The 22,108-nt window shown below is 74.4% G+C and carries 20 protein-coding genes; 10 read left to right on the top strand and 10 right to left on the bottom strand.

The features are described 5' to 3' along the window. Positions 1 to 24: 24 nt before the first annotated feature. From nhaA to ACQZ2A_RS13605, 3 genes are all read right to left on the bottom strand, one after another. On the bottom strand, positions 25 to 1,389 hold the full coding sequence (nhaA, locus tag ACQZ2A_RS13595; protein ID WP_430211953.1) for a Na+/H+ antiporter NhaA: 1,365 nt from the start codon (positions 1,387 to 1,389) through the stop codon (positions 25 to 27). 206 nt (positions 1,390 to 1,595) lie between these two features. Further along, positions 1,596 to 3,530: an acetate--CoA ligase gene (gene acs, locus ACQZ2A_RS13600; RefSeq protein WP_430212021.1), complete on the bottom strand. Its 1,935-nt coding sequence runs from the start codon at positions 3,528 to 3,530 to the stop codon at positions 1,596 to 1,598. Positions 3,531 to 3,700: 170 nt separating this feature from the next. Next, positions 3,701 to 5,869: an FG-GAP-like repeat-containing protein gene (locus tag ACQZ2A_RS13605; RefSeq protein WP_430211956.1), complete on the bottom strand. Its 2,169-nt coding sequence runs from the start codon at positions 5,867 to 5,869 to the stop codon at positions 3,701 to 3,703. A 287-nt stretch (positions 5,870 to 6,156) separates the two neighbouring features. Between ACQZ2A_RS13605 and ACQZ2A_RS13610 the strand changes: the two genes are divergently transcribed. Then, a complete protein-coding gene (locus ACQZ2A_RS13610; protein ID WP_430211959.1) occupies positions 6,157 to 7,053 on the top strand; it encodes a phenylalanine 4-monooxygenase in 897 nt (298 codons plus the stop codon). 12 nt (positions 7,054 to 7,065) lie between these two features. Here ACQZ2A_RS13610 and ACQZ2A_RS13615 read toward each other — a convergent pair whose 3' ends face one another. The 3 genes from ACQZ2A_RS13615 to ACQZ2A_RS13625 form a co-directional block, all read right to left on the bottom strand. Further along, positions 7,066 to 7,593 carry an AMIN-like domain-containing (lipo)protein gene (locus ACQZ2A_RS13615; RefSeq protein WP_430211961.1) on the bottom strand — a complete coding sequence of 176 codons (528 nt, stop codon included), beginning with the start codon at positions 7,591 to 7,593 and terminating at the stop codon, positions 7,066 to 7,068. Positions 7,594 to 7,750: 157 nt separating this feature from the next. Further along, positions 7,751 to 9,400 (bottom strand): solute symporter family protein, encoded by a 1,650-nt coding sequence (locus ACQZ2A_RS13620; RefSeq protein ID WP_430211964.1) that lies wholly within the window; start codon positions 9,398 to 9,400, stop codon positions 7,751 to 7,753. A 2-nt stretch (positions 9,401 to 9,402) separates the two neighbouring features. Further along, entirely contained in the window at positions 9,403 to 9,747 is a 345-nt protein-coding gene (locus ACQZ2A_RS13625; RefSeq protein ID WP_430211966.1) for a DUF485 domain-containing protein, read from the bottom strand. A 213-nt stretch (positions 9,748 to 9,960) separates the two neighbouring features. On the opposite strand from ACQZ2A_RS13625, the gene tdh reads away from it, so the two are divergent. Together tdh and ACQZ2A_RS13635 are read left to right on the top strand one after the other, a co-directional pair. Beyond that, complete coding sequence (tdh, locus tag ACQZ2A_RS13630) at positions 9,961 to 11,001, top strand: L-threonine 3-dehydrogenase (RefSeq protein WP_430211968.1); 1,041 nt, start codon at positions 9,961 to 9,963, stop codon at positions 10,999 to 11,001. A gap of 157 nt (positions 11,002 to 11,158) precedes the next feature. Continuing rightward, complete coding sequence (locus ACQZ2A_RS13635) at positions 11,159 to 12,352, top strand: glycine C-acetyltransferase (protein ID WP_430211971.1); 1,194 nt, start codon at positions 11,159 to 11,161, stop codon at positions 12,350 to 12,352. 7 nt (positions 12,353 to 12,359) lie between these two features. Here ACQZ2A_RS13635 and ACQZ2A_RS13640 read toward each other — a convergent pair whose 3' ends face one another. Genes ACQZ2A_RS13640 through ACQZ2A_RS13655 form a run of 4 tightly spaced genes read right to left on the bottom strand, consistent with a single transcriptional unit; the run spans position 12,360 to position 16,270 of the window. Then, positions 12,360 to 13,892, bottom strand: a complete 1,533-nt coding sequence (locus ACQZ2A_RS13640; RefSeq protein WP_430211974.1) for a cation acetate symporter — start codon at positions 13,890 to 13,892, stop codon at positions 12,360 to 12,362. Then, positions 13,889 to 14,263 carry a hypothetical protein gene (locus ACQZ2A_RS13645; RefSeq protein ID WP_430211976.1) on the bottom strand — a complete coding sequence of 125 codons (375 nt, stop codon included), beginning with the start codon at positions 14,261 to 14,263 and terminating at the stop codon, positions 13,889 to 13,891. Before ACQZ2A_RS13645 ends, ACQZ2A_RS13640 begins: the two co-directional genes overlap by 4 nt. A 4-nt stretch (positions 14,264 to 14,267) precedes the next feature. Further along, positions 14,268 to 15,050 carry a LytR/AlgR family response regulator transcription factor gene (locus ACQZ2A_RS13650; protein ID WP_430211979.1) on the bottom strand — a complete coding sequence of 261 codons (783 nt, stop codon included), beginning with the start codon at positions 15,048 to 15,050 and terminating at the stop codon, positions 14,268 to 14,270. Between the two features lie 23 nt (positions 15,051 to 15,073). Further along, on the bottom strand, positions 15,074 to 16,270 hold the full coding sequence (locus ACQZ2A_RS13655; protein WP_430211982.1) for a sensor histidine kinase: 1,197 nt from the start codon (positions 16,268 to 16,270) through the stop codon (positions 15,074 to 15,076). Between the two features lie 71 nt (positions 16,271 to 16,341). On the opposite strand from ACQZ2A_RS13655, the gene ACQZ2A_RS13660 reads away from it, so the two are divergent. From ACQZ2A_RS13660 to ACQZ2A_RS13690, 7 genes are all read left to right on the top strand, one after another. Next, positions 16,342 to 17,214, top strand: a complete 873-nt coding sequence (locus ACQZ2A_RS13660) for a thioesterase family protein (RefSeq protein WP_430211985.1) — start codon at positions 16,342 to 16,344, stop codon at positions 17,212 to 17,214. 9 nt (positions 17,215 to 17,223) lie between these two features. Next, on the top strand, positions 17,224 to 18,078 hold the full coding sequence (locus tag ACQZ2A_RS13665) for a hypothetical protein (protein ID WP_430211987.1): 855 nt from the start codon (positions 17,224 to 17,226) through the stop codon (positions 18,076 to 18,078). Positions 18,079 to 18,219: 141 nt separating this feature from the next. After that, positions 18,220 to 18,378, top strand: coding sequence for a hypothetical protein (locus ACQZ2A_RS13670; RefSeq protein ID WP_430211990.1), 159 nt, complete (start codon positions 18,220 to 18,222; stop codon positions 18,376 to 18,378). Positions 18,379 to 18,835: 457 nt separating this feature from the next. Continuing rightward, entirely contained in the window at positions 18,836 to 19,579 is a 744-nt protein-coding gene (locus ACQZ2A_RS13675) for a hypothetical protein (RefSeq protein WP_430211992.1), read from the top strand. After that, positions 19,576 to 20,757, top strand: coding sequence for a TadA family conjugal transfer-associated ATPase (locus ACQZ2A_RS13680; protein ID WP_430211995.1), 1,182 nt, complete (start codon positions 19,576 to 19,578; stop codon positions 20,755 to 20,757). Before ACQZ2A_RS13675 ends, ACQZ2A_RS13680 begins: the two co-directional genes overlap by 4 nt. Beyond that, positions 20,754 to 21,485: a hypothetical protein gene (locus ACQZ2A_RS13685; protein WP_430211997.1), complete on the top strand. Its 732-nt coding sequence runs from the start codon at positions 20,754 to 20,756 to the stop codon at positions 21,483 to 21,485. Before ACQZ2A_RS13680 ends, ACQZ2A_RS13685 begins: the two co-directional genes overlap by 4 nt. Continuing rightward, positions 21,485 to 22,018: a type II secretion system F family protein gene (locus ACQZ2A_RS13690; RefSeq protein WP_430212024.1), complete on the top strand. Its 534-nt coding sequence runs from the start codon at positions 21,485 to 21,487 to the stop codon at positions 22,016 to 22,018. Before ACQZ2A_RS13685 ends, ACQZ2A_RS13690 begins: the two co-directional genes overlap by 1 nt. The last annotated feature ends 90 nt before the right edge of the window (positions 22,019 to 22,108 follow it).

The following is a 22,108-nucleotide window of genomic DNA, read 5'->3' on the forward strand; positions in this document are numbered from 1 at the left end:
ACGTCAGGGCCGTCGGACCCGACCTTACCGAGTGGCGGAGGTCCCGGGTCCCGGCACGTCGTCCCAGGCGTCGGGCACGCCGTCGCCGTCGGCGTCGTTCGTCTCGTGCTCGTGGATGCGCCGGTACACCGCGTTGCGGCGCCGCAGGACCGCCGAGGCGAGCAGCGCGGCCAGGAGCGACCCGATGAGGATGCCGAGCTTCACGTGCTCGTCGCGCTCCGACCCCGCCCCGAAGGCGAGCTCGCCCACGAGGAGGGAGACCGTGAAACCGACCCCCGTGAGGATCGCCAGCCCGGCGATGTCGGACCACGCGAGGTCGTCGTCGAGCCGGGCCCGGGTGAAGCGGGCCACGAGGTAGGTCGATCCGAGCACGCCGACGAGCTTGCCGACGACCAGCCCGAGGACCACCCCGACGGCCACCGGGTCGCGCAGGGTCTCGCCGAAGCCGCCGCCGAGCACCGCGACGCCCGAGGCGAAGAAGGCGAACACCGGCACGGCGACCCCGGCCGACAGGGGGCGGATGCGGTGCTCGAAGCGGTGCGCGACGTCGGTGTCGGCGGACAGGGTGCTCACGGCCGGGACGCCGCGGCGGCGGGGCTTGACCGGCACCACGAGCCCGAGGAGGACGCCGGCCACCGTGGCGTGCACCCCGGAGGCGTGGACCAGCGCCCAGGTGGCGCCGGCGAGCGGCAGCAGCAGCCACCACGGCGTGATGCGGCGCTGGGTCAGCGCGGCGAAGGCGGCGAGCGGCAGGAGCGCCCAGAGCAGCGGGGCGACCTCGAGGTCGGCGGTGTAGAAGATCGCGATGATCGTGATGGCGATGAGGTCGTCGACGACGGCGAGGGTCAGGAGGAACGAGCGGAGCCCGGACGGCAGGTGCGAGCCGATGACCGCCAGCACGGCGAGCGCGAAGGCGATGTCGGTGGCGGTGGGGATCGCCCAGCCCCGCAGGGCGTCACCGTCGGCGCCCATCACGGTCACGGTGCCGGCGAACACCAGCGCCGGGACGGCGACCCCGCAGAACGCGGCGATCACGGGGACGGCGGCCTTGGCGGGCGATCGGAGGTCGCCGACGAGGAACTCGCGCTTGAGCTCGAGACCGGCGACGAAGAAGAAGATCGCGAGCAGCCCGTCCGCGGCCCAGTGCCCGACGGACAGGCGGAGGTGGCCCCACTCGGTGCCGATCTCGGTGTCGCGCAACGAGAAGTACGTGTCGGCGAGCGGGCTGTTGGCCAGGACGATGGCGACGACGGCGGCGACGAGCAGCACCGCGCCGCCGATGGTCTCGGTGCGCAGGAGGTCGGCGACGTGGCGGGCCTCGGTCCACGACGGACGGCCGAGGAGACGGTTGCTGCCGTGCGGGGTGCCGGGGGGCGGGGAGTGGCTCATCGGGCGGCTCCTGGGGCGGGGCGGGCCGCGGGCGGGCGCGGCGAGGTCGTTGCCGACCAGACTTCCCGGCGCACCGCGTCCCAGTCTATCGATGCCGTGCCGACCACCGGACGGGGCGCCGGCTCGTGGGACGGTCCGGGCCCGGGCGCCGCGGACGGGGTGCCGCGGCGTCATCGCGCGGTACCCCGTCCCCGGTCAGCGGTCCGTCAGTCGGACGAGCCGCTCGTCATGCCCTCCTTGATGAGGCTCATCACCGAGCTGTCGGCGAGCGTCGTGACATCGCCGACCTCGCGGTTCTCGGCGACGTCCTTGAGCAGCCGGCGCATGATCTTGCCCGAGCGCGTCTTCGGGAGCTCGGGGACGATCATCACCTGGCGCGGCTTGGCGATCGGGCCGATCTCCTTGGCCACGTGGTTGCGCAGCTCCTGGACCGTCTCCTCGCCGTTGTCGACCGCGTCGCCGCGCAGGATGACGAACGCGCAGACAGCCTGGCCGGTGGTCTCGTCGGTGGCGCCGACCACCGCGGCCTCGGCGACGGACGGGTGCGACACGAGCGCCGACTCGATCTCGGCGGTCGAGAGCCGGTGGCCGGAGACGTTCATGACGTCGTCGACCCGGCCGAGCAGCCAGATGTTGCCCTTCTCGTCGTACTTGGCGCCGTCACCGGCGAAGTAGTACTTCGGCCCGAAGCGGCTCCAGTACGTCTCCTTGTAGCGCTCGGGGTCGCCCCAGATGCCGCGCAGCATCGACGGCCACGGCTTGGTGAGCACGAGGTAGCCGACCTTCTCGGCCTCGGTGAAGGGGTTGCCGTCGTCGTCGAGGATCTCGGCGGAGACGCCCGGGATGGGCTTCTGGGCCGAGCCCGGCTCGAGCGTGGTGACGCCGGGCAGCGGGCTGATCATGATCGCGCCGGTCTCGGTCTGCCACCACGTGTCGACGATGGGCGCCTTGTCGCCGCCGACGTGCTTGCGGTACCAGAGCCAGGCCTCGGGGTTGATCGGCTCGCCGACCGACCCGAGCACGCGGATCGAGGACATGTCGAACTTCGCCGGGATGTCGGCGCCCCACTTCATGAAGGTGCGGATGGCTGTGGGCGCGGTGTAGAGGATCGAGACCTTGTACTTCTCGACGAGCTCCCACCAGCGGCCCTGGTGCGGCGTGTCCGGGGTGCCCTCGTAGAGCACCTGCGTGGCGCCGTTGGCCAGCGGGCCGTAGACGATGTAGCTGTGGCCGGTGACCCAGCCGACGTCGGCGGTGCACCAGTAGACGTCGGTCTCGGGGTGCACGTCGTGGACGACGGCGTTCGTGTACGCGGCCTGGGTGAGGTAGCCACCGGTGGTGTGGAAGATGCCCTTCGGCTTCCCGGTGGTGCCCGAGGTGTAGAGGATGAACAGCGGGTGCTCGCTGTCCATCGGCTGCGCCTCGTGCGTGTCGGGCTGGCCCTCGACGAGGTCGTGCCACCAGACGTCGCGGGAGTCGTCCCACTCGACCTCGGTGTCCGTGCGCTTGACCACGAGCACCTTCTCGACGGGGGACTCGTCATCGCCGTGGTGGATCGCGGCGTCGACGGCGGCCTTGAGGGGAGCGGGCTTGCCGCGGCGCCACTGGCCGTCGGTGGTGACGACGACCTTGGCCTCGGCGTCGGCGATGCGGGTGTGCAGGGCCTCGGCCGAGAACCCGCCGAAGATCACGGAGTGCGGGGCGCCGATGCGCGCGCAGGCGAGCATCGTGAAGACCGTCTCGGGGATCATCGGCATGTAGACCGCGACCCGGTCGCCGGTGGCGACGCCGAGCGACTCGAGCGCGTTGGCCGCCTTGGAGACCTCGCGCTGGAGGTCGGCGTAGGTGATGGTGCGGGTGTCGCCGCCCTCGCCCTCGAAGTGGATGGCGACGCGCTCGCCGTTGCCGGCCTCGACGTGCCGGTCGACGCAGTTGTACGCGACGTTGAGCTCGCCGCCGACGAACCACTTCGCGAAGGGCGCACCGCTCCAGTCGAGGGTCTGCTCGAAGTCCTTCGCCCAGCTGATGCGCTCGCGCGCCTGCCGTGCCCAGAAGCCCTCGTGGTCGTCGGCCGCCTCGTCGTACATCGCGGCGGTGCCGTTGGCCTGCTCGGTGAACGCCGGGTCGGGGCTCAGGTCCATCTCGTGCAGGTGGCTCGACAGGCTGTCGTCGGTCACGGCGGGGTCTCCTCGTCGTCGAGAGTCGGTACGCGCCCAGCCAACCCGACGACGGCGCGCGAGGCAACCGTCCGACAGGCGGGGGAGCGCCCAGCGGCCCGGCGGGGCGACGAGCGGGCGAGCGGGCGAGCGGCTCAGAGGAGGAGGGTCGAGAAGACCTGCCACCCCGAACCGACCCGTCGGCGCGGCTCCCAGCCGCCGCGACCGTCACCGGGGTAGAGCCACAGCAGTCCGGCGGTGTCGCGGGCGAGCACGTCGCCCGCACCGTCACCGTCGAGGTCGCCGACCGTCGTCAGGGCGGTGAACCCCTGCCAGCCGCTGCCCACCACCCGTCGAGGGAGCCATCCGCCCCGGCCGTCCCCCCGGTACAGGTACAGGGCGCCCGTGCGGGTGCGGGCGAGGACGTCGGCGTGACCGTCGCCGTCGAGGTCGCCCGCGCCGAGGACCGCCGTGAACGCCTGCCACCCGGAACCGACCCGGCGCGAGGTCGGTGCGGCGAAGCCGCCGGCCCCGTCGCCGCGGTAGAGATGGAGGGTCCCGTCCGGCCGGCGGGCGAGCAGGTCGGGCGCGCCGTCCCCGTCGAAGTCACCCACGGGGACGAGGCGGTCGAAGACCTGCCACCCGGTGCCGATGCGCGCCGGTGCCGCGAAGGTGCCGTCGCCGAGCCCCCGTCGCAGGAACAGGCCGCCGGCGCGGTCCTGCACGAGGAGGTCGGAGACGGTGTCGGCGTCCCACGTACCGGCCGTGAGCACGCGGGCGTACGCGCGCCAGTCCTGGGTGAGCCGCTGCGGAGTGAGGAACCCGCCGGTGCCGGTGCCGCGGTAGACCCGCAGCGCGCCGGTGGCCGACTCGACGGCCAGCAGGTCGGCCGCCCCGTCGCCGGTCACGTCGCGTGGCCAGGAGCCAGCGGCCGGCACCCCGACGGGCAGCGTGCCGAGCGAGTAGGAGCCGTCGGGTGCCCGCCCGGCGTTCGCGAGGTTCAGGGGTGCGGAGTAGCCGGTGGGGTCGACCACCTCGACCCGTGCGGTGTACCGGCCCGGTGCCAGCACGGGTACCGCCACGGTGCTCGAGACGGTGCTCGTCCCGGGCAGCACGGACCGCAGGTCGAGCGTGAGGGGCAGGGTCGCGACCCGCGTGCCCGCCGCGTCGGTGAGGACGAGCCGGGTGCTCCAGCGCTCGTACGTCGGGGCGACGCCGGTGTTCGTCACCGTGAGGTCGACGCGCGCCGACCCGCCGGGTATCGCCGGCCCGAGCGCCGCCCGCGTGACGGCGTACCGGTACCCGGAGGCGCGCACCGCCGCCTCGTACGCGGCGCGCTGGGCGGCGGTCATCTGCTCGTAGGTGAGGCGCATGTTGTGGCTCGAGGTCGTCGACACGTGGTGCGTGCGCACCTGGTCGCGCCCGAGCGCGGGGTCGGCGCCGGTGCACCACTCGGTGAAGAACGGCCGGGTGCGCCAGAGGTCGGCGAAGGTCGCCGACGGCACCTGCATCCCGCTCTGCCCCAGGCAGTCGCTGCGCAGCCCGAGGTTGGGCCAGCGGTCGAGCGCCTGCTGCAGGAGGGCCGGCCGTGTGTAGACGGTGACCGCGCTGAGCAGGACGTGCCGGTCCGGGAAGGCTCGCGCGACCGCCCCGATGACACGCAGCGCGCTCGCGTCGCTGATGGTCGTGCCGGCCTCCATCCACTCGCCGTAGGCGCCAAAGCCGCCGACGTCGACGTAGCCGAGGCGGGGGTCAGCGGCGTAGCGCCGGCCGAGCTCGGCCATGAGGTCCTCCCAGGCGGTGAGGAAGGCCTCGTCGTCCCACGCGGGGATGCGGGTGCCGGGCTGGACGGGCATCCAGTCGGGGACGACCGGGGGCAGGTCGGGGCGCGAGTCCATCCAGCAGCCGGGGCAGTAGGCCATGACGCGGAAGCCGAGCTTGCCGCGGGTCGCGCCGGCCTCGGCCAGCGCGGCGTCGAGGGTGCGCAGGTCGTAGCTGCCACGGGTGGGCTCGAGGCGTCCCCAGTAGCTGCGGTCGCGCTCGTAGTAGTCCGGGGCCGGCCAGGTCGAGGGCTGGGACGGGTAGCCCATCCAGCGGTACTGCCCGCGCAGCGGGTTGGGCAGGTCGGGGCCGGTCGCCGGCAGGACGGTCGGCGAGAGGACGGTCGTCACGGGGACGGCGGCGGCCGATGGGGTGGCGGTGGTGGCGGCGGGGTGGCCCGACACCGGGAGCACCTGACCGGATGCTCCGGTGGTCGGGGCGAGGAGCGCGGCCGCGGCGAGGACGACGACGACGCGGACGCGGGTGCGTCGGCTGGTGCGCATGGCGAGGGCCTCCTGCGGGGTTCGGCGCCGGCGCTCCCGACGCTAGGACCGGGGGCGACGGCGCGTGGGTCGATCCGGTGCCGGACCGGCCGTCCGGCCGATGCCGGAGCCGGTCGTCGGCGCTGCGCTCCCGTCTGTGCACGTTGTATAGCGACTCGCCGGAAGGGTCGGCCAGACTGTGCGCTGGTTGCCCACGCGACACGCCATCGGTTCCATCCTGCGCGGTCCCGTGCTTCCGTGGGGGTCCGGCCCACGAGGCCACGACCACTCACGAGGAGGTGAGCGCGGTGTTCGAGGAGGGACAGCTCTACTCGGCCGTCACGACCGACGCCGACGGGACGGTGCAGGTGCACCTGGCCGACAACCACCCCGGGCTGCACGACGAGGCCTACCTGGCCCGCCGCGGCGAGATCGCGGGGGTGTCGCTCGCGCACCGTGCCGGCGAGCCCGTGCCGCACGTCGACTACACCGCCGAGGAGCACGGCATCTGGCGCACGGTCTGCGCCGAGCTCGCGCCGAAGCACGAGCGGTACGCCCACCCCGAGTTCCTCGCCGGCAAGGCCGCCCTCGGCCTCCCGACCGACCACGTGCCGCAGCTCAGCGAGGTCACCGAGCGCCTGCAGCCCCTCACCGGCTGGTCCTACACCTGCGCGCCCGGCCTCGTGGCGTTGCGCGACTTCTACGGCGACCTCGGCCGCCGCACCTTCAACTCCACGCAGTACCTGCGCCACGGCAGCCAGCCGCTCTACACGCCTGAGCCGGACATCATCCACGAGGTCGTCGGCCACGGGAACCAGCTCGCGAGCCCCCGCTTCGCCGCGGTCACCGAGGCCGCCGGGCAGGCCAGCCTGCGCCTCGAGACCGACGACGCCGTCAAGTTCGTCGCCGACGTCTTCTGGTTCTCGATGGAGTTCGGCGTGATGGCCGACGGCGACGACCTCAAGGCCTACGGCGCCGGCATCCTCAGCAGCTACGGCGAGATGGACGAGTTCGGGCACATGGACATCCGTCCGCTCGACCTCGCCGTCATGGGCACGCTCAACTACGACATCACCGCGTACCAGCCGGTGCTCTTCCGGGCCGACAGCGTGGCGCACCTCGAGGACGTCGTCGGGCAGTTCTTCGCGACCGTCGACGACGACCTCGCCGCCCGGCTCCGGTCCGAGGCGGCCGCCACCGTCTGACCCCCGGCCCGGTCACCATGAGTGGGCGACGTCGACGACGAGCCGGCTGCCGGTACCCGGCCCGGCGAGCGTGAACACCCGGAACGGCAGCCGCGCGCGGACCCCGAGCGCGAGCGTGCTCTGCCCCTCGAACGAGCCCGCCCAGCGGACCTGGCGGAAGGTCGGGTAGCCGGCCACGGACGGCATCGCCGGCACGCTGGTGGCGCCCGTGCGGACGACGACGGCCAGCCGCGCCCCGCCCGCCACGGGCACGGGCGCGCCGGACCCCTCGGCGAGCACGGTGGTGACGTAGCGGACGTCGTAGCCCGGGGCGGGGCCGGTGAGGTCGACGACCAGCCGGTCGAAGCAGGTCTGGGTGCCAGCCCGGACGGCGGCCACGCGGCCGCCGGCCATCGGGGCCGAGGTCTTCGCGAGCGAGCCCCACGTGACGGCGCAGGTGGCGGCCGAGGCCGGGCCGGCCGCGACCGCGGAGGTCGTGCAGAGGGCCGCTGCGGCGGCCAGGGCGATGGTGGCCCGGCGGGTGCGGGAGGTGCTGGACATGGCGTGCTCCTTCGGTGCGGTCGGCACCGATGAGGAGCGCCGCGGCGCCGTCGCGATACCTCCGGACGACGTGCAGCGGCCGCGGAGGGGATGACCCGCTCCGCGGCCGCTGCCGTCGGGGTGGTCGGGTCCGGGTGCAGCCCCGGACCCGACCGGCTCAGTGGTCGACCGCCGCCCCGACCCCGTGGCCGGTGAGGCTGCGCACCTCCATCTCGGCGTACTTCGCGGCGTTGTGCTCCTTGCTCGTCACCGAGCCGAGCCAGCCGAGGAAGAACGCGAGCGGGATGGAGACCAGGCCCGGGTTGTCGAGCGGGAACCAGTGGAAGTCGATCGCCGTGTTCTGGATCATCGACTGGCTGGGCCCGCCCGGCTCCAGCGGCGGCTTGCCGGACACGACAGGGCTGAAGATGATCAGGCCGATCGCGCTGATGAGACCGCCGTAGATGGAGAACAGGGCACCGCGGGTGTTGAAGCCCTTCCAGAACAGCGAGTAGAGGATCGTCGGCAGGTTGGCCGAGGCCGCGACGGCGAAGGCCAGCGCCACGAGGAAGGCGATGTTCTGGCTCTTGGCGAAGATGCCGCCGACGATCGCGACGACGCCGATGACGATCGCGGCGATGCGGGCGACCCGCACCTCCTGCTCCTGGCTGCCCTGGCCCCGCTTGAAGACCTCCTTGTAGAGGTCGTGGGCGAAGGTCGCCGACGTCGTGATGGTCAGGCCGGCGACGACCGCGAGGATCGTCGCGAACGCGACACCGGAGATGATGCCGAGCAGCACCGACCCGCCGAGCTCGTAGGCGAGCAGCGGCGCGGCCGCGTTGGCCTTGCCCGGGGCGGCGTTGATGGTGTCCGGGCCGACGAGGGCGGCGGCGCCGTAGCCGACGACGAGGGTCAGCAGGTAGAAGCCGCCGATGAGCCAGATGGCCCACTCGACCGACTTGCGGGCCTGCTTGCTCGTCGGGACCGTGTAGAAGCGCTGCAGCACGTGCGGCAGGCCGGCGGTGCCGAGCACGAGGGCCATCGACAGCGAGATGAAGTCGATCTTCGTCGTGAGGTTCTTGCCGTACTTCAGGCCGGGCTCGAAGAGCTTCTCGCCCGCCTTCGGCGAGTTGTCGGCCGCGGCCTGGAACAGCGAGCTCGGGTTGAAGCCGTACTTGCCGAGGACCCAGACGGTGATGACGGCCGTGCCCGCGATGAGCAGGATCGCCTTGATGATCTGCACCCAGGTCGTGCCCTTCATCCCGCCGATGAGCACGTAGGCGATCATGATGACGCCGACGATGGCGATGACGAGGTCCTGCGCGAACTCCCCGGAGATGCCGAGCAGCAGCGACACGAGGCCACCGGCGCCGGCCATCTGGGCGAGCAGGTAGAAGAACGACACGGCGATGACCGAGATGGCCGTCGCGATGCGCACCGGGCGCTGCTTGAGCCGGTAGGAGAGGACGTCGGCCATCGTGAACCGGCCGGTGTTGCGCAGCAGCTCGGCGACGAGCAGCAGGGCGACGAGCCAGGCGACGAGGAATCCGATCGAGTAGAGGAAGCCGTCGTAGCCCTGGAGCGCGATGGCCCCGGCGATGCCGAGGAAGCTCGCGGCCGAGAGGTAGTCGCCGGCGATGGCGATGCCGTTCTGGCGGCCGTTGAAGGCGCCGGCGGCGGTGTAGTACTGCTCGGCCGTCTTCTTGCCCGCGGCGACGCGGATGACGATGACGAGCGTGACGACGACGAAGGCCGCGAAGATGCCGATGTTCAGGGCCGGCGAGCCGACCGTCGTGGCCGCGTCGGCCATCGGGAGGGTGAGCGCCATGGTCAGTGCTCCTTCGCGGCGTCGGCGTCGAGGCGGGCGCCGAGGGCGTCGGCGGCCGGGTCGAACTCACGCGTGGCCCAGCGCGAGTAGATGATCGTGATCGCGAACGTCGTCACGAACTGGCCGAGCCCGAAGAGCAGGCCGATGGTGATGGTGCCGAAGACCTTGGTGCCCATGAACCCGGGCGCGAAGATCGACAGCAGGACGTAGAGGAAGTACCAGGCGAGGAAGAACGCCGTCATCGGGAAGACGAACCCGCGGAACTTGCGGCGCAGCTCCTGGAACTCCGACGTGGACTGCAGCGCGAGGTACGGGTCCTCGGTCTGCGTGCGAGCCTCGTTGCTCACGGACACCTCCAGGGTCGGGGCCCGGGCAGCTCCGCCCGGGACGCCCCTAGGGTCGCGGCGGCGCGGGGCAGGTGGCGAGACCCCGCGCCGGGCCCCGCGCCGGGCGGCGGCCTCGCGCGACGGGCGGGGACGCGGCCACGGTGTGCGGTGGGTCACAGTGCGCCGAGCGGGGCCCGTGGTGCGACGAACGGCGGCCCCGGCATGATGGGCGCCGTGCGTGCGCTGAGGAAGGTCTCCGCCGGTCCGGGTCTGTCGCTGGTCGACGTGCCGGAGCCCGAGTGCGGTCCGAAGGACGTCAAGATCCGTGTCCTGCGGGCGGGGCTGTGCGGCACCGACCTGCACCTCGAGCAGTGGGACGAGTGGGCCGCGGCCACCGTGCAGGTGCCGATGACCCTCGGCCACGAGTTCTTCGGCGAGGTCGTCGAGGTGGGGGCCGACGTCGACCACGTGGCCGTCGGCGACCGGGTGTCGGGCGAGGGTCACCTCGTCTGCGGCACCTGCCGCAACTGCCGCGCCGGGCGCCGGCACCTGTGCATCAACACCGTGGGCGTGGGGGTCAACCGCGACGGCGCGTTCGCCGACTTCGTCGTCATCCCGGCGACCAACGCCTGGGTGCAGCCGGCCGACCTCGACCCCGACCTCGGCGCGCTCTTCGACCCGCTCGGCAACGCCGTGCACACGGCCCTGCAGTGGCCGGTCGTCGGCGAGGACGTCGTCGTCACGGGGGCCGGCCCGATCGGCGTGATGGCCACCGCCGTCGCCCGGCACGCCGGTGCGCGGCGCATCGTCGTCACGGACCTGTCCGACGAGCGGCTCGCGCTCGCCGAGGCCGCGGGCGCCGACCTCGGGGTGAACGTCGGGCGGGGTGGCTCGCTGCGGGCGGCCCAGGCGGAGCTGGGGATGCTCGAGGGCTTCGACATCGGGCTGGAGATGTCCGGCTCGCCGGTCGCGGTCGAGGAGATGCTCGACAACATGAACCACGGCGGGAAGGTCGCGCTGCTCGGCCTGCCGAAGGACCGCTACGCCATCGACTGGGGCCGCGTCATCACGCACATGATCACGCTGCGCGGCATCTACGGCCGCGAGATGTTCGAGACCTGGTACCTCATGGGTTCGATGCTCGCGACGTCCGAGCGGCTGCGCACGGCGGTGTCGTCGGTGGTCACCGGCCGGTACCCCGCCGAGGAGTGGGAGGCGGCGTTCGCCGAGACCCGCTCGGGTACCGGCGGCAAGGTCGTCCTCGACTGGAGCTGACCGGGCCGCGACCCCCTCCTCTCCCGGGTCGAGTGCGCAAACGGCTGCCGGGACCACCGCGAACGCACTCGACTCCAGGTGGTGGGTCGTACGGGCCTAGGCTGGCTCGGTCGGCCATCCCGACGCCCCGCCCACCCCGACGACGTCAGGAGCCCCCGTGTACGGCGCTGTGAAGGACCAGCTGCAGGCGACGCTGCGAGAGATCGAGGACGCCGGGCTGTACAAGCGCGAGCGCGAGATCACCACGCCGCAGTCGGCGCACGTGGGCACGACCGGCGGGGAGTCGCTGAACTTCTGCGCCAACAACTACCTCGGCCTCGCCGACCACCCGGACGTCGTCGGCGCCTCGAAGGACGCCCTCGACACCTGGGGCTTCGGGATGGCCTCGGTCCGCTTCATCTGCGGCACCCAGACCCAGCACACCGCGCTCGAGCGCCGGCTCTCGGAGTTCCTCGGCACCGAGGCGACAATCCTCTACTCGTCGTGCTTCGACGCCAACGGCGGTGTCTTCGAGGTGCTCTTCGGCGCCGAGGACGCCATCGTCTCCGACGAGCTCAACCACGCCTCGATCATCGACGGCGTGCGGCTCTCGAAGGCCGCGCGGTACCGGTACAAGAACGCGGACATGGCGGACCTGCGCGCGCAGCTCGAGGCCGCCCGTGGGGCCGGGGCCCGACGGACGTGCGTCGTCACCGACGGCGTGTTCTCGATGGACGGCTCCTACGCGCCGCTCGACGAGATCTGCGACCTCGCCGACGAGTTCGGCGCGATGGTCCTCGTCGACGACAGCCACGCGGTCGGCTTCGTCGGCGAGAACGGCGGCGGCACCCCCGAGCTCTTCGGCGTGCGCGACCGCGTCGACATCGTCACCGGGACGCTCGGCAAGGCGCTCGGCGGCGCGTCCGGCGGGTACGTCGCGAGCCACCAAGAGGTCGTCGACCTGCTGCGCCAGCGCTCGCGCCCGTACCTGTTCTCCAACTCCGTCGCGCCCGCCGTGGTCGCCGGCTCGCTCGCCGCGCTCGACCTCGTGGCCTCCTCCAGTGACGGCCGGGAGGCGTTGCGGCGCAACGCATCCCTCTTCCGTGAGCTGATGGAGGAGGCCGGCTTCGACCTGCTGCCCGGCAGCCACCCGATCGTCCCGGTGATGTTCCCCGGCGAGGACGGCGCCCGGCAGGCCACCCAGATCGCCGACCACATGCTCGCGAACGGCGTCTACGTCATCGCCTTCAGCTTCCCCGTCGTGCCGCGCGGCAAGGCACGCATCCGGGTCCAGCTCTCGGCGGCGCACTCCGAGGAGGACGTGCGGCGCTGCGTCGAGGCCTTCGTCGCCGGCCGCGACGCCGTGGCCTGAGGGTCGCTCAGTCGCGGGCGCGGCTGCGCGCCAACCGGACCCGCTCCGGAGTGTGCAGCCGCACGAGCGTGCGCGTGGTCGAGGGCGGGATGCGCCCGGGCGTCGCCAGCGACACGACGACGGCGACGAAGAAGGCCAGCGGCACCGCCCACAGCGCGGGGTTCGCGAGGAGGGCGGCCGGCCAGCCGTCGAGGTCGCCCCGGACGGCGGTGGCTCCCAGCGACAGCCCCGTCGCGAGCCCGCCGACGAGCAGCCCGGCCATCGCGCCCGCGGTCGACAGCCGGCGCCACCACACGCCGAGGATGATGAGCGGCGCGAACGTCGCGGCCGCGACGGCGAAGGCGAGCCCCACGGTGGTCGCGACGCCCAGCGGCTCGGTGACCCGGCTCAGCACGTACGGGATGACGACCGCCGCGACCGCGGCGTACCGGAACCCCCGCACCCCGGGGGCGTCGCCGCCGGTGTAGCGGGCCAGCCGGGGCCGCAGCACCTCCTGGTCGAGCACGCCCGTCACGGACATCGCCAGGCCCGAGGCGGTGGAGAGGAAGGCGGCGAAGGCGCCGCCGGCGAGCATCGCGGTCAGCAGGTCGCCGCCGAGGCCACCGAGCATCTCGCCGGGCAGCCGGAGCACCAGGGAGTCCGAGCGCACGCCCGGGGGCAGCTCGGGGAAGGCGACCCGGCCGAGGGCGCCGTACACCGGGGGCAGCAGGTAGAACACGCCGAGGAGGGCGATGACGGTGACGGTGGTGCGGCGCGCGCCGATGCCGTCGGGGTTCGTGTAGTAGCGGACGAGGACGTGGGGGAGGCCCATCGTCCCGAGGCAGAGCGCGAGCACCGTCGAGGCCGTGCGGTAGGTCGGGTGGTCGCCGGCTCCGGTGGGCTGCAACGGGATGTTCCACTCCGCCGGCACCGACGGTGCCGGGTGCCCGCTGCGGAACCACAGGAAGAGCAGGATGCAGGCCGGCACCGCGAGCGCGGTGAGCTTGACCCAGTACTGGACCGCCTGGACGAAGGTGATCGAGCGCATGCCGCCGGCCCCGACCGCTGCCGCGATGACGACCATGACCACCAGCCCGCCGACCCAGGACGGGGCCCCGGTGACGAGCGTGAGGGTCAGGCTCGCGCCCTGGAACTGCGGCACGAGGTAGAGCCAGCCGATGGCGACCACGAGCAGCGAGGAGACGAGCCGGATGGAGCGCGAGCCCAGCCGGGCCTCGGCGAAGTCGGGCAGCGTGTAGGCGCCGGAGCGACGCATCGGGGCGGCGACCATCACGAGGAGCACGAGGTAGCCGAGCGTGTAGCCGACGGGCAGCCACAGCATGTCGACGCCGACCCCGTACACGAGGCCGGCGACGCCGAGGAAGCTTGCGGCGGAGAGGTACTCGCCACCGATGGCCGAGGCGTTCAGCCGGGGCGAGACGGTGCGCCCGGCGACGTAGAAGTCGCTCGTGCGCCGGCTGAGGCGCAGCCCGAGGCCGCCGACGGCCAGCGTGGTCAGGCAGACCAGCACCACGGCGGCGAGGGACAGGGGGTGGCTCACGGCTCGTCGACCACGTCGGCGAAGTCGGACTCGATGCGCTCGCTCTGCCGGGTGTACCAGCGGGCGAGGACCCAGGCCGCCGGGTACACGGCGACGCCGAGGACGAGCCACGGGAACGGGATGCCGAACAGGGTCGTCGACCGCGTGGCCGGCACGAGGGCGAGCACCACCGGCAGCGCCGCGAGGCCGACGACCATCAGCGCGAGGATGGCCAGCGACAGCCGCAGCTGGGCGCGCATCAGGCCGACGAGGTAGACGTCACCGAGCTCGGTCTGCTCGTCGATGTCGCGGGCGGCCGGCCGGGCCCGGTGCGGGACGGCGCCGCGCCGCGAGCTGGTGACCCGGACCCGTTCCGGCGGAGGCGTGCTCACGACGTCAGCTGCCGAGGCGGCGCTCGCCGAGCGGGCGGCGCAGCAGGGTGTCGCGGAGCTCCTTGGTGTGCCGGCGGCTCACCTGGAGCTCGACGCCGCCGACGAGCACCGAGCAGCGGCCGTGGTCCATCCGCACCTCGCGGACGTGGGGCAGCGCGACCAGCGTGCTGCGGTGGATGCGGACGAACCCGTGCTCGGCCCACCGCTCCTCGAGCACGCTGAGCGGTACGCGTACGAGGTGCGAGCCGGTGTCGGTGTGCAGCCGCGCGTAGTCGCCGTGCGCCTGCGCGTACCGGATCTGGTTGCGCGTGATGAAGCGGGTGACGCCGCCGAGCTCGACGGGGATCGTCTCGTCCTCGATCGGTGCCTCCGCGGGCGGGTCATCGGGCGACGGACGCGCACCACTGCGCTCGCGCTGCTCGACGACCCGGCGGACGGCCTCGGCGATGCGGTCCTCGCGCACCGGCTTCATCACGTAGTCGGTGACGTCGAGGGCGAAGGCGTCGACGGCGTGCCGCTCGTGGGCGGTGACGAACACGACCTGCGGGCGGACCGCGAAGCGCGAGATGACCCGCGCCAGGGCCATCCCGTCGAGGCCCGGCATCGAGATGTCGCTGAAGACGACGTCGACGTCGCGGGCGTCGAGGAGGCGCAGGGCATCGGTGCCGCTGGAGGCGGTGAGGACCTCGCCGACGCGGTCGTCGCGGTCGAGGAGGTAGCCCAGCTCGGACAGGGCGGGCACCTCGTCGTCGACGACGAGCACGACCATCCCCTGCGCGGTGGGCATGCCGCGCAGCCTACGGCCCGGGCTCAGGGTTGTGCATGGACGCCGGGCGCGAACTTGGGCACCCGGAACGTCACCTTCGTGCCAGCCCCGGGAGCGGTCTCGACGACGAGGCCGAACTCGTCGCCGTACACCTGGCGCAGCCGGGCGTCGACGTTGCCCAGGCCCACCGAGTCGGTGGCGCGGGCGCCGTCGAGGATCGTGCGAACGCGCTCGGGGTCGGTACCGACACCGTCGTCCTCGATGGCGATCTCCGCCTCGGCCCCGAGGTCGGTGGCGGTGATGCTGACGTGCCCCGTGCCCTCCTTGCTCGCGAGGCCGTGGCGCACCGCGTTCTCGACGAGGGGCTGCACCGCGAGGTACGGCAGCGAGACCGGCAGCACCTCGGGGGCCACGAGCAGCGAGACGCTCAGCCGGTCCCCGAAGCGTGCCTGCTCGAGCACGAGGTAGCGCTCGACGTTGCGCAGCTCCTCGGCGAGGGTGGTGAAGGTGCCGCCGGTGCGCAGGGCGTACCGGGTGAAGTCGGCGAAGTCGAGCAGCAGCTCGCGGGCGCGGTCGGGGTCGGTGCGCACGAACGAGGCGATCGCGGCGAGGCTGTTGTAGATGAAGTGCGGGCTGATCTGCGCGCGCAGCGCCCGCAGCTCTGCCTCGACGACCTGGTTGCGGGTGCGGGCCAGCTCGGCGAGGGCCAGCTGGCTCGACACCCACGCCGCGACCTCCTCGGTGGCGCGGGTCAGTCCGGGGGAGGAGTGCTCGGTCCACGCCGTGAGGGTGCCGATGACCAGCTCGTCGGAGACCAGCGGCGCCGTGACGGCCATCCGTACGGGGCAGTCGGGGTCGGAGCAGGAGATCACCTCCGCGCCGTGGGCGACCGTGCGACCGGTCTCCAGCGTGCGTTCGCCGAGCGGCACGGCGAGCGAGCGGTGGTGCTCACCGGTCCCGGTCCAGGAGAGCACGCTTCCCGGGGTCGCGATGGAGACCGCGTGGGCGCCGAGGATGGAGAGCAGGTGGCGGCCGGCGCGCTCGGCGGCCTCGGGGGTGAGGCCGTCGCCGAGGTGGCGGGAGGCGAGCGAGGCCGTGTGCAGCGTGGCGTACGTGGCGCGGTCGGTCTCGGAGATGAAGCCGCGGCGGCGGCTGCGCCGGAGGAGCGTGACCGCGAGCCAGAGCAGCAGCATCGTCACCGCGACGAGCACCGCGGTGGGCCAGTGGATGCTGCCCGTCATGGGGCACACCCTAGGCTCACCGGGACACGGTGCGGCAGAGCGCCGCAGGACGTGGAAGGCGGTCGGACACGGTGGGCGAGCTCGACGAGGCAGTGGCACTGCGGTGGGCCGACGGGCCCGCGGTGGTCGGGGGTGGCGAGGCGGTCGCCTCGGCGACGCTCGGCGAGGGATGGGTGATCGGCGCCGCCGTCAACGGTGGGGTGCTGATGGCCCTGGGGGCCCGGGCGCTCGCCGAGACGTTCGCGCCGGCGGGGCATCCCGACGTCCTCACGTGGAGCTCGGTGTTCCTGTCCGCCGCCCAGCCCGGCCCGGTCGAGGTCCGGACCGAGGCGCTGCGGTCGGGCCGCACGGTCTCCACGGGCGTCGTGCGGATGCTGCAGGACGGGCCCGACGGACCGGTCGAGCGGACCCGGCTGACGGCCGTGCTCGGCGACGCCTCGGTGTCCACCGAGCCGGTTCACCGCTCGCCGCAGCCGCCCCCGATGCCGGCTCCGGAGCAGTGCGTACCGGCCCGGCGGGACGGCGGCGAGATGGCTTCGGCCATCGCCCTCCTCGACCGCCTCGACCTGCGCGTCGACCCCGCGACCGCCGGGTTCGCCGTCGGGCGGCCGACCGGTCGGGGCGTGCTGCGCGCCTGGGTGCGGATGGCCGACGGCCGCGAGCCCGACGTCACGATGCTCCCGTTCGTCGTGGACTGCCTCATGCCGGTGGCCTTCGACCTAGGCGTCGCCGGCTGGGCGCCCACCCACGAGCTCAGCGGCCAGGTGCTCGGCCGGCCGGCCGCCGGGTGGCTGCAGGTGGCCCTGCACGTCGATGCCGTCGCCGGCTCGCTCTACATCGAGGACGCCGACGTCTGGGACTCCACCGGCCGGCTCGTCGCCCGCTCCCGCCAGCTCGCCGGCATCCGTGTGCCCGCGCAGGGACTCGTCACGCCCGCTGGCTAGGCTTCGCGGATGCCCTCCGCCCCCTCCCCGGCCGTCCTGGCGGTCACCCGCCTCGCCGAGCTCCCGGGTCTTCCCGAGCAGGTCGAGGCGGCGCGCGAGGCGTGCACCCGGCTGCGCTGGCACCAGGCGCTGCGGCGCCGCATCCCCGAGGCCGCGGCCGAGTCGCGGGTGCGCGGGGCGGTCGCGAGCGCCGAGCTCGAGGGTGCCTCGATGCCGGTCGACGCCGTCCGGGACGTGATGCGCGGCGCGGCGACGTGGTCGGTGTCGCCGGACCCGGTCGAGCGGGTCGTCCGGGGGGTCGTCGGGGCGACGGCCGAGTCCGAGCGGGTCCGCGAGCTCGTCGTGCGTGCGCCGCTGCAGGCGCTGGCGCGGCTGCACACCGTGGCCGCCGCGGGGCTGGTGGCCGACGACGCGCTGGGTCGTCCGCGCGTCGAGGGGGAGGGGTGCGCCGAGCTGGGCGACCTCGGGCCGGCGCCGTCGGCCGCCGTCGTCGCGGAGCGGCTGCGAGGGCTCGCCGACGTGCTGGTCGCGCTGCCGGGGCTGCCGGTGGTCGTCGCCGCCGCCGTCGTGCACGCCGAGCTCGCGACCGTGCGGCCGTTCGTGCGGGGCAACACCGTCGTCGCCCGCGCCCTGGACCGGGCGGTCGTGCAGGCCGGCGGGCTCGACCCGACGGGCGTCGCGGTGACCGAGGCCGGGCACGGAGCCGGGGGGAGCGCGCCGTATGTCGGGGCGCTCGCCGCGTACGGGCGCGGTGATGCGGCGGGGGTCGGGCTGTGGGTCTCGCACTGCTGCACCGCCGTCCGCGCCGCCGCCGACCAGGGCGCCGCGGTCGCCGACGCCGTGCTCGCGGGCCGGCTCGGGTAGCGCACCCGGCGGGTCGCGCGCACCGGTTGTCGCCGGGCGCGCGGAGGAGTACAACGGTGGGGAGGGCCGCGAGACCCTCGCGACAGACCTACCGCGGGACGACGGGTACCCACGCGCGGGCAGTCCACTGATGGACCGATCGTGCTGGGCTGGACCCAGTGCGACGACGGCATGGAGCACGCCTGGTCGCCCGGAGCGCCGCGGCAGGACGACGCCCCCGCCGCGCCCGGCGGGGGCGTCGTCGCCCCCGCGCCGTGGGCAGCGGTGGTCCGTGGTCGGACGCGCGACCCCGGCGTGTGACCGCGCGTGGAGGCTCCTGCGGTGGTCAAGCCTTCAACTGTCGACTCAAGACGACGGAATCCGTCGGTCTGAGGACGTTTTCAGAATGTTTTCGACACTGTTGGCGTCGGGCTTGCGCGGAGGGGCATCGATGGGACACGATTGACCCACTCGCTCCCCTTCGGGGTAGAGCGACCGGCGAACCGGCTTCTCCCCCCCGGAGCTCGGCTCGCCGACGGCCCCGGTTGTCCCCCCGACCGGGGCCGTCCCATGTCCGGACCCAGAACACCCATCCACGCCCCGGGTCGCGGGGACCCCGCCCCCGACCGGGGCCGTCCCATGTCCGGACCCGGAACACCCATCCACGACCCGGGTCACGGGGACCCCGTCGTCCACAGGCGGCTCCTTCGGCCTCCGTCGTCCACAGATCGCACCGGGCCCCTGTCGTCGCCTCCGGGAGAGCGCGCAGGGTCGGGCCATGACCACACCGATCGTCGCCGTCGTCGGGGCCTCCGGCGGGCTGGGGGCCAGCACCCTCGCCCTCGCCGTGGGGCGCCGGCTGGCCGCCTCCGGCCCGGCCGCCACCGTCGTCGACCTCGACCTGACCCGGGGCGGCCTCGACGTCACGGCCGGGGTCGAGCACCTCACCGGCCGCCGCTGGCGCTCCCTGGTCGAGGTGCGCGGTCCCGTCCCGCCACCGCTGCTGCTGCCCGCCCTCCCCGTCGAGGACGGATGCCGTGTCCTGTCGGCGGGGAGCCCGCAGCCGGAGGTACCGACCTCCGCGGTCGCGGACGTCCTCGACTCCCTGGTCGCGGCCGGCGATCCGGTGGTCCTCGACCTCCCGGGGCCCTCCGCGCTGCTGCCGCAGGTGCTCGCCCACGCCCCGCTCGTCGTCCTCCTCACCGGGCTGCGCACGCGCGCCCTCGCCGACTGCGACGCCCTCGTGGACCGGCTCACGGCGGACGACGAGGCAGCCGGTCCGGCCGGCCCGCCCGACCTGCGGCTGGTCACCCGCGGGCCCCGGCCGAGCGCCGGCGTGCTCGACGACGTCGTCGCGCACCTGGGCGTCACCCACCTCCACCACCTGCCCGACGACCCCCACGTCGGGCGCCAAGCAGAACGCGGCGTCTGGCCGGGGTCGGGCACCGACGCCGTCCGACGCTGCGCCGACCGCGTGGTCGAGGTGGCGCTCACCGGGTCGGGACGGGCGAAGGCGTCGTGACCGGGCACCCGGCGCTGCCCGCGGTCGAGCGCTCCATCCGGGCGGGAAGGGGTCCGGACGGTGTCCGCATCGGGCGCGTCGCCGACGAGCAGGTACCGACGCTGGGCCGTGCGGGTCGCGACGTCGCCGCGGCCGCCCTCACCGACCGGCTCGTCGGTCTCGGGCCGCTGGCTCCGCTCGTCGCCGACCCCGAGGTCACCGACGTCCTCGTGAACGGTGACGGCAGCACCTGGGTCGACCGGGGCCGAGGGGTGGAGCGGGTGGGGCAGCCCGTCCCGTCGGCCGAGCTGAGGCCGCTCGCGGTCCGGCTCGCGGGTCTGGCCGGGCGCCGCCTCGACGACGCGCAACCGTGGGTCGACGGACTGCTCCCCGGGGGTGTGCGCCTGCACGCCGTCCTGCCGCCGCTCGTCGAGGGCGGCCCGCACCTCAGCCTCCGGGTGGCGAGGCGTCGGATGTCGGGGGTCGACGCGCTCGTTGCTGCGGGCGGGGCCAGCCCCGCGACGGGGGAGGTGCTGAGGGCACTCGTGCGGCGCCGGCGCAGCCTGCTCGTCACCGGCGGCACCGGGGCGGGCAAGACCACCGTCCTCGGGGCGCTCCTCGCCGAGTCCGCCGCCGATGAGCGCCTCGTCCTCGTCGAGGACGTCCGCGAGCTCGACCCCGACCACCCCCACGTCGTCCGCCTCCAGGGGCGAGGGGCCAACGTCGAGGGAGCCGGTGAGGTCGTGATGGCGGTGCTCGTCCGGCAGGCGCTGCGGATGCGGCCGGACCGGCTCGTCGTGGGGGAGGTGCGAGGGGCGGAAGTGCGCGAGCTGTTGGCCGCCCTCAACACGGGCCACGAGGGGGGCGCCTGCACCCTGCACGCCAACGGCCCGGAGGAGGTCCCCGCCCGCCTGGAGGCCCTGGGCGCGCTCGCCGGGATGTCCCGGGAGGCCGTCCACGCCCAGCTGCGCGGAGCGCTCGACGTCGTGGTGCACGTGGGGCGGGACCACCTCGGCCGCCGGGTCCAGCGGGTGGGAGTCCTCCGGCCCGGGAACGACGGGTTCACGACCGTGCGGACCGCCCTCCGGGACACCCCGACCGGTCCCGAACCGGGGCCGGCGTGGAGTGACCTCTCGGCGCTCGTGGCCGACCGACCCGATGCACCCAGCGCACCCGCCGCACCGGGCGCGACGTCGTGACGCTCGTCGTGCTGCTGCTGGTCGCGGCCGTGGTCCTCTGGCCACCCGGGGCGCCCGATCCGGATCCGGTGGGGGCGGCCCTCCCGGCGTTCCCCCGAGGAGCCCGGTCCGGATGGTCGGGGTGGGGTCTGCGTCGAGCCGGTCCGGGCCGCCGGGGCGAGCCGGAGTGGGTCGCCGAGCTCGCCGAGCTCACGGCCGTCGGCCTGCGAGCCGGGCTGGGCCTGGGCGGCGCAGCCGCGGTGGCGGCCGGGAGCCCGGCCGTTCGTGCCGGCGCGCCGTGGCTCGCCGAGCGGCTCGCCCCCGCGGCGGTCGACGGCTCGGGCGTGGCCGGCTGCCTCGCCGAGCCCCCGCCGGACGTCGCGCGCGCGCACCGCGCCGACCTCGAGGTGCTGGGGCGGGCGTGGCGGCTGTCGGAGGACGCCGGTGTGGCCGCGTCGCGCACCACGGCCGGGGCGGCCGCGGCCATCCGGGGACGCGTGGCCGCGCGCGAGCGGGTCGGGGCGGCCCTGGCCGGGCCGCGCGCGTCGATGGCCCTGCTCACCGCCCTCCCGCTCGCAGGGCCGTTCGTCGGGCTGCTCCTCGGGGTCTCCCCGAGCGCGCTCTACGGCTCGGTGCCGGCCCGCGCGGCGGCGGTCCTCGGGGTGCTGCTCACCGTGGCGGGCTGGGCGTGGGGGCGCCGGCTCGTCCGGCGGTCGCTGCGGCCCGCACGCACCGACGGCAGTCCGTGATGCTCGCGGTAGGGATGCTGGTGGCCGTCGCGGTGCTCGTCGCGCCGCGCCGCGGGCTCCCGGTGCCCGCTCGTCCCGGGGCCGCGGCCGGGGACGGCCGGTCGGCCACCGTCGCCGACGCCGCGGGGGCCCTCACCCTCCTGGCCGCCGCGCTGCGCGGGGGTGCCGGCGCGCTCGAGTGCCTCGAGGCGGTGTCCGCGTTGGACCCCGGGCCGGCCGGCCGCGAGCTGGCCGTCGTCGCGGCGGCCCATCGCTGGGGCGAGTCCTCGGACCGCGCCTGGGACCGGGTGGGTCCCGGATGGGCGCCGGCCGCGGCGGCGTGGCATGCCGCGCTCGCCGCGGGTGCTGCCCCGGCCGGGCTCGTGGAGGCCGCGGCCGACCGGATGCGTCTGGCCGAGGCCCGTCGGGTCGAGTCCGCCGTGCACCGCGCCGGGGTGCTCCTGGTCCTTCCGCTGGGGTTGTGCTTCCTGCCGGGGTTCGTCGCGACCACGGTCGTGCCCGTCGTGCTCCTGCTGCTCGGGTCGCTCCGGTGACGCCCGTCCGGTCGTCCACAGGCGGCTCCTCGGGTCGCCGCCGTCCACAGATCCGCCTCCACCCCTGCCGCCCGGCGGCCCGTGTGCCGA

The organism is Phycicoccus avicenniae (genome assembly GCF_050496545.1).
In the GTDB taxonomy this organism is placed as follows: domain Bacteria; phylum Actinomycetota; class Actinomycetes; order Actinomycetales; family Dermatophilaceae; genus Phycicoccus; species Phycicoccus avicenniae_A.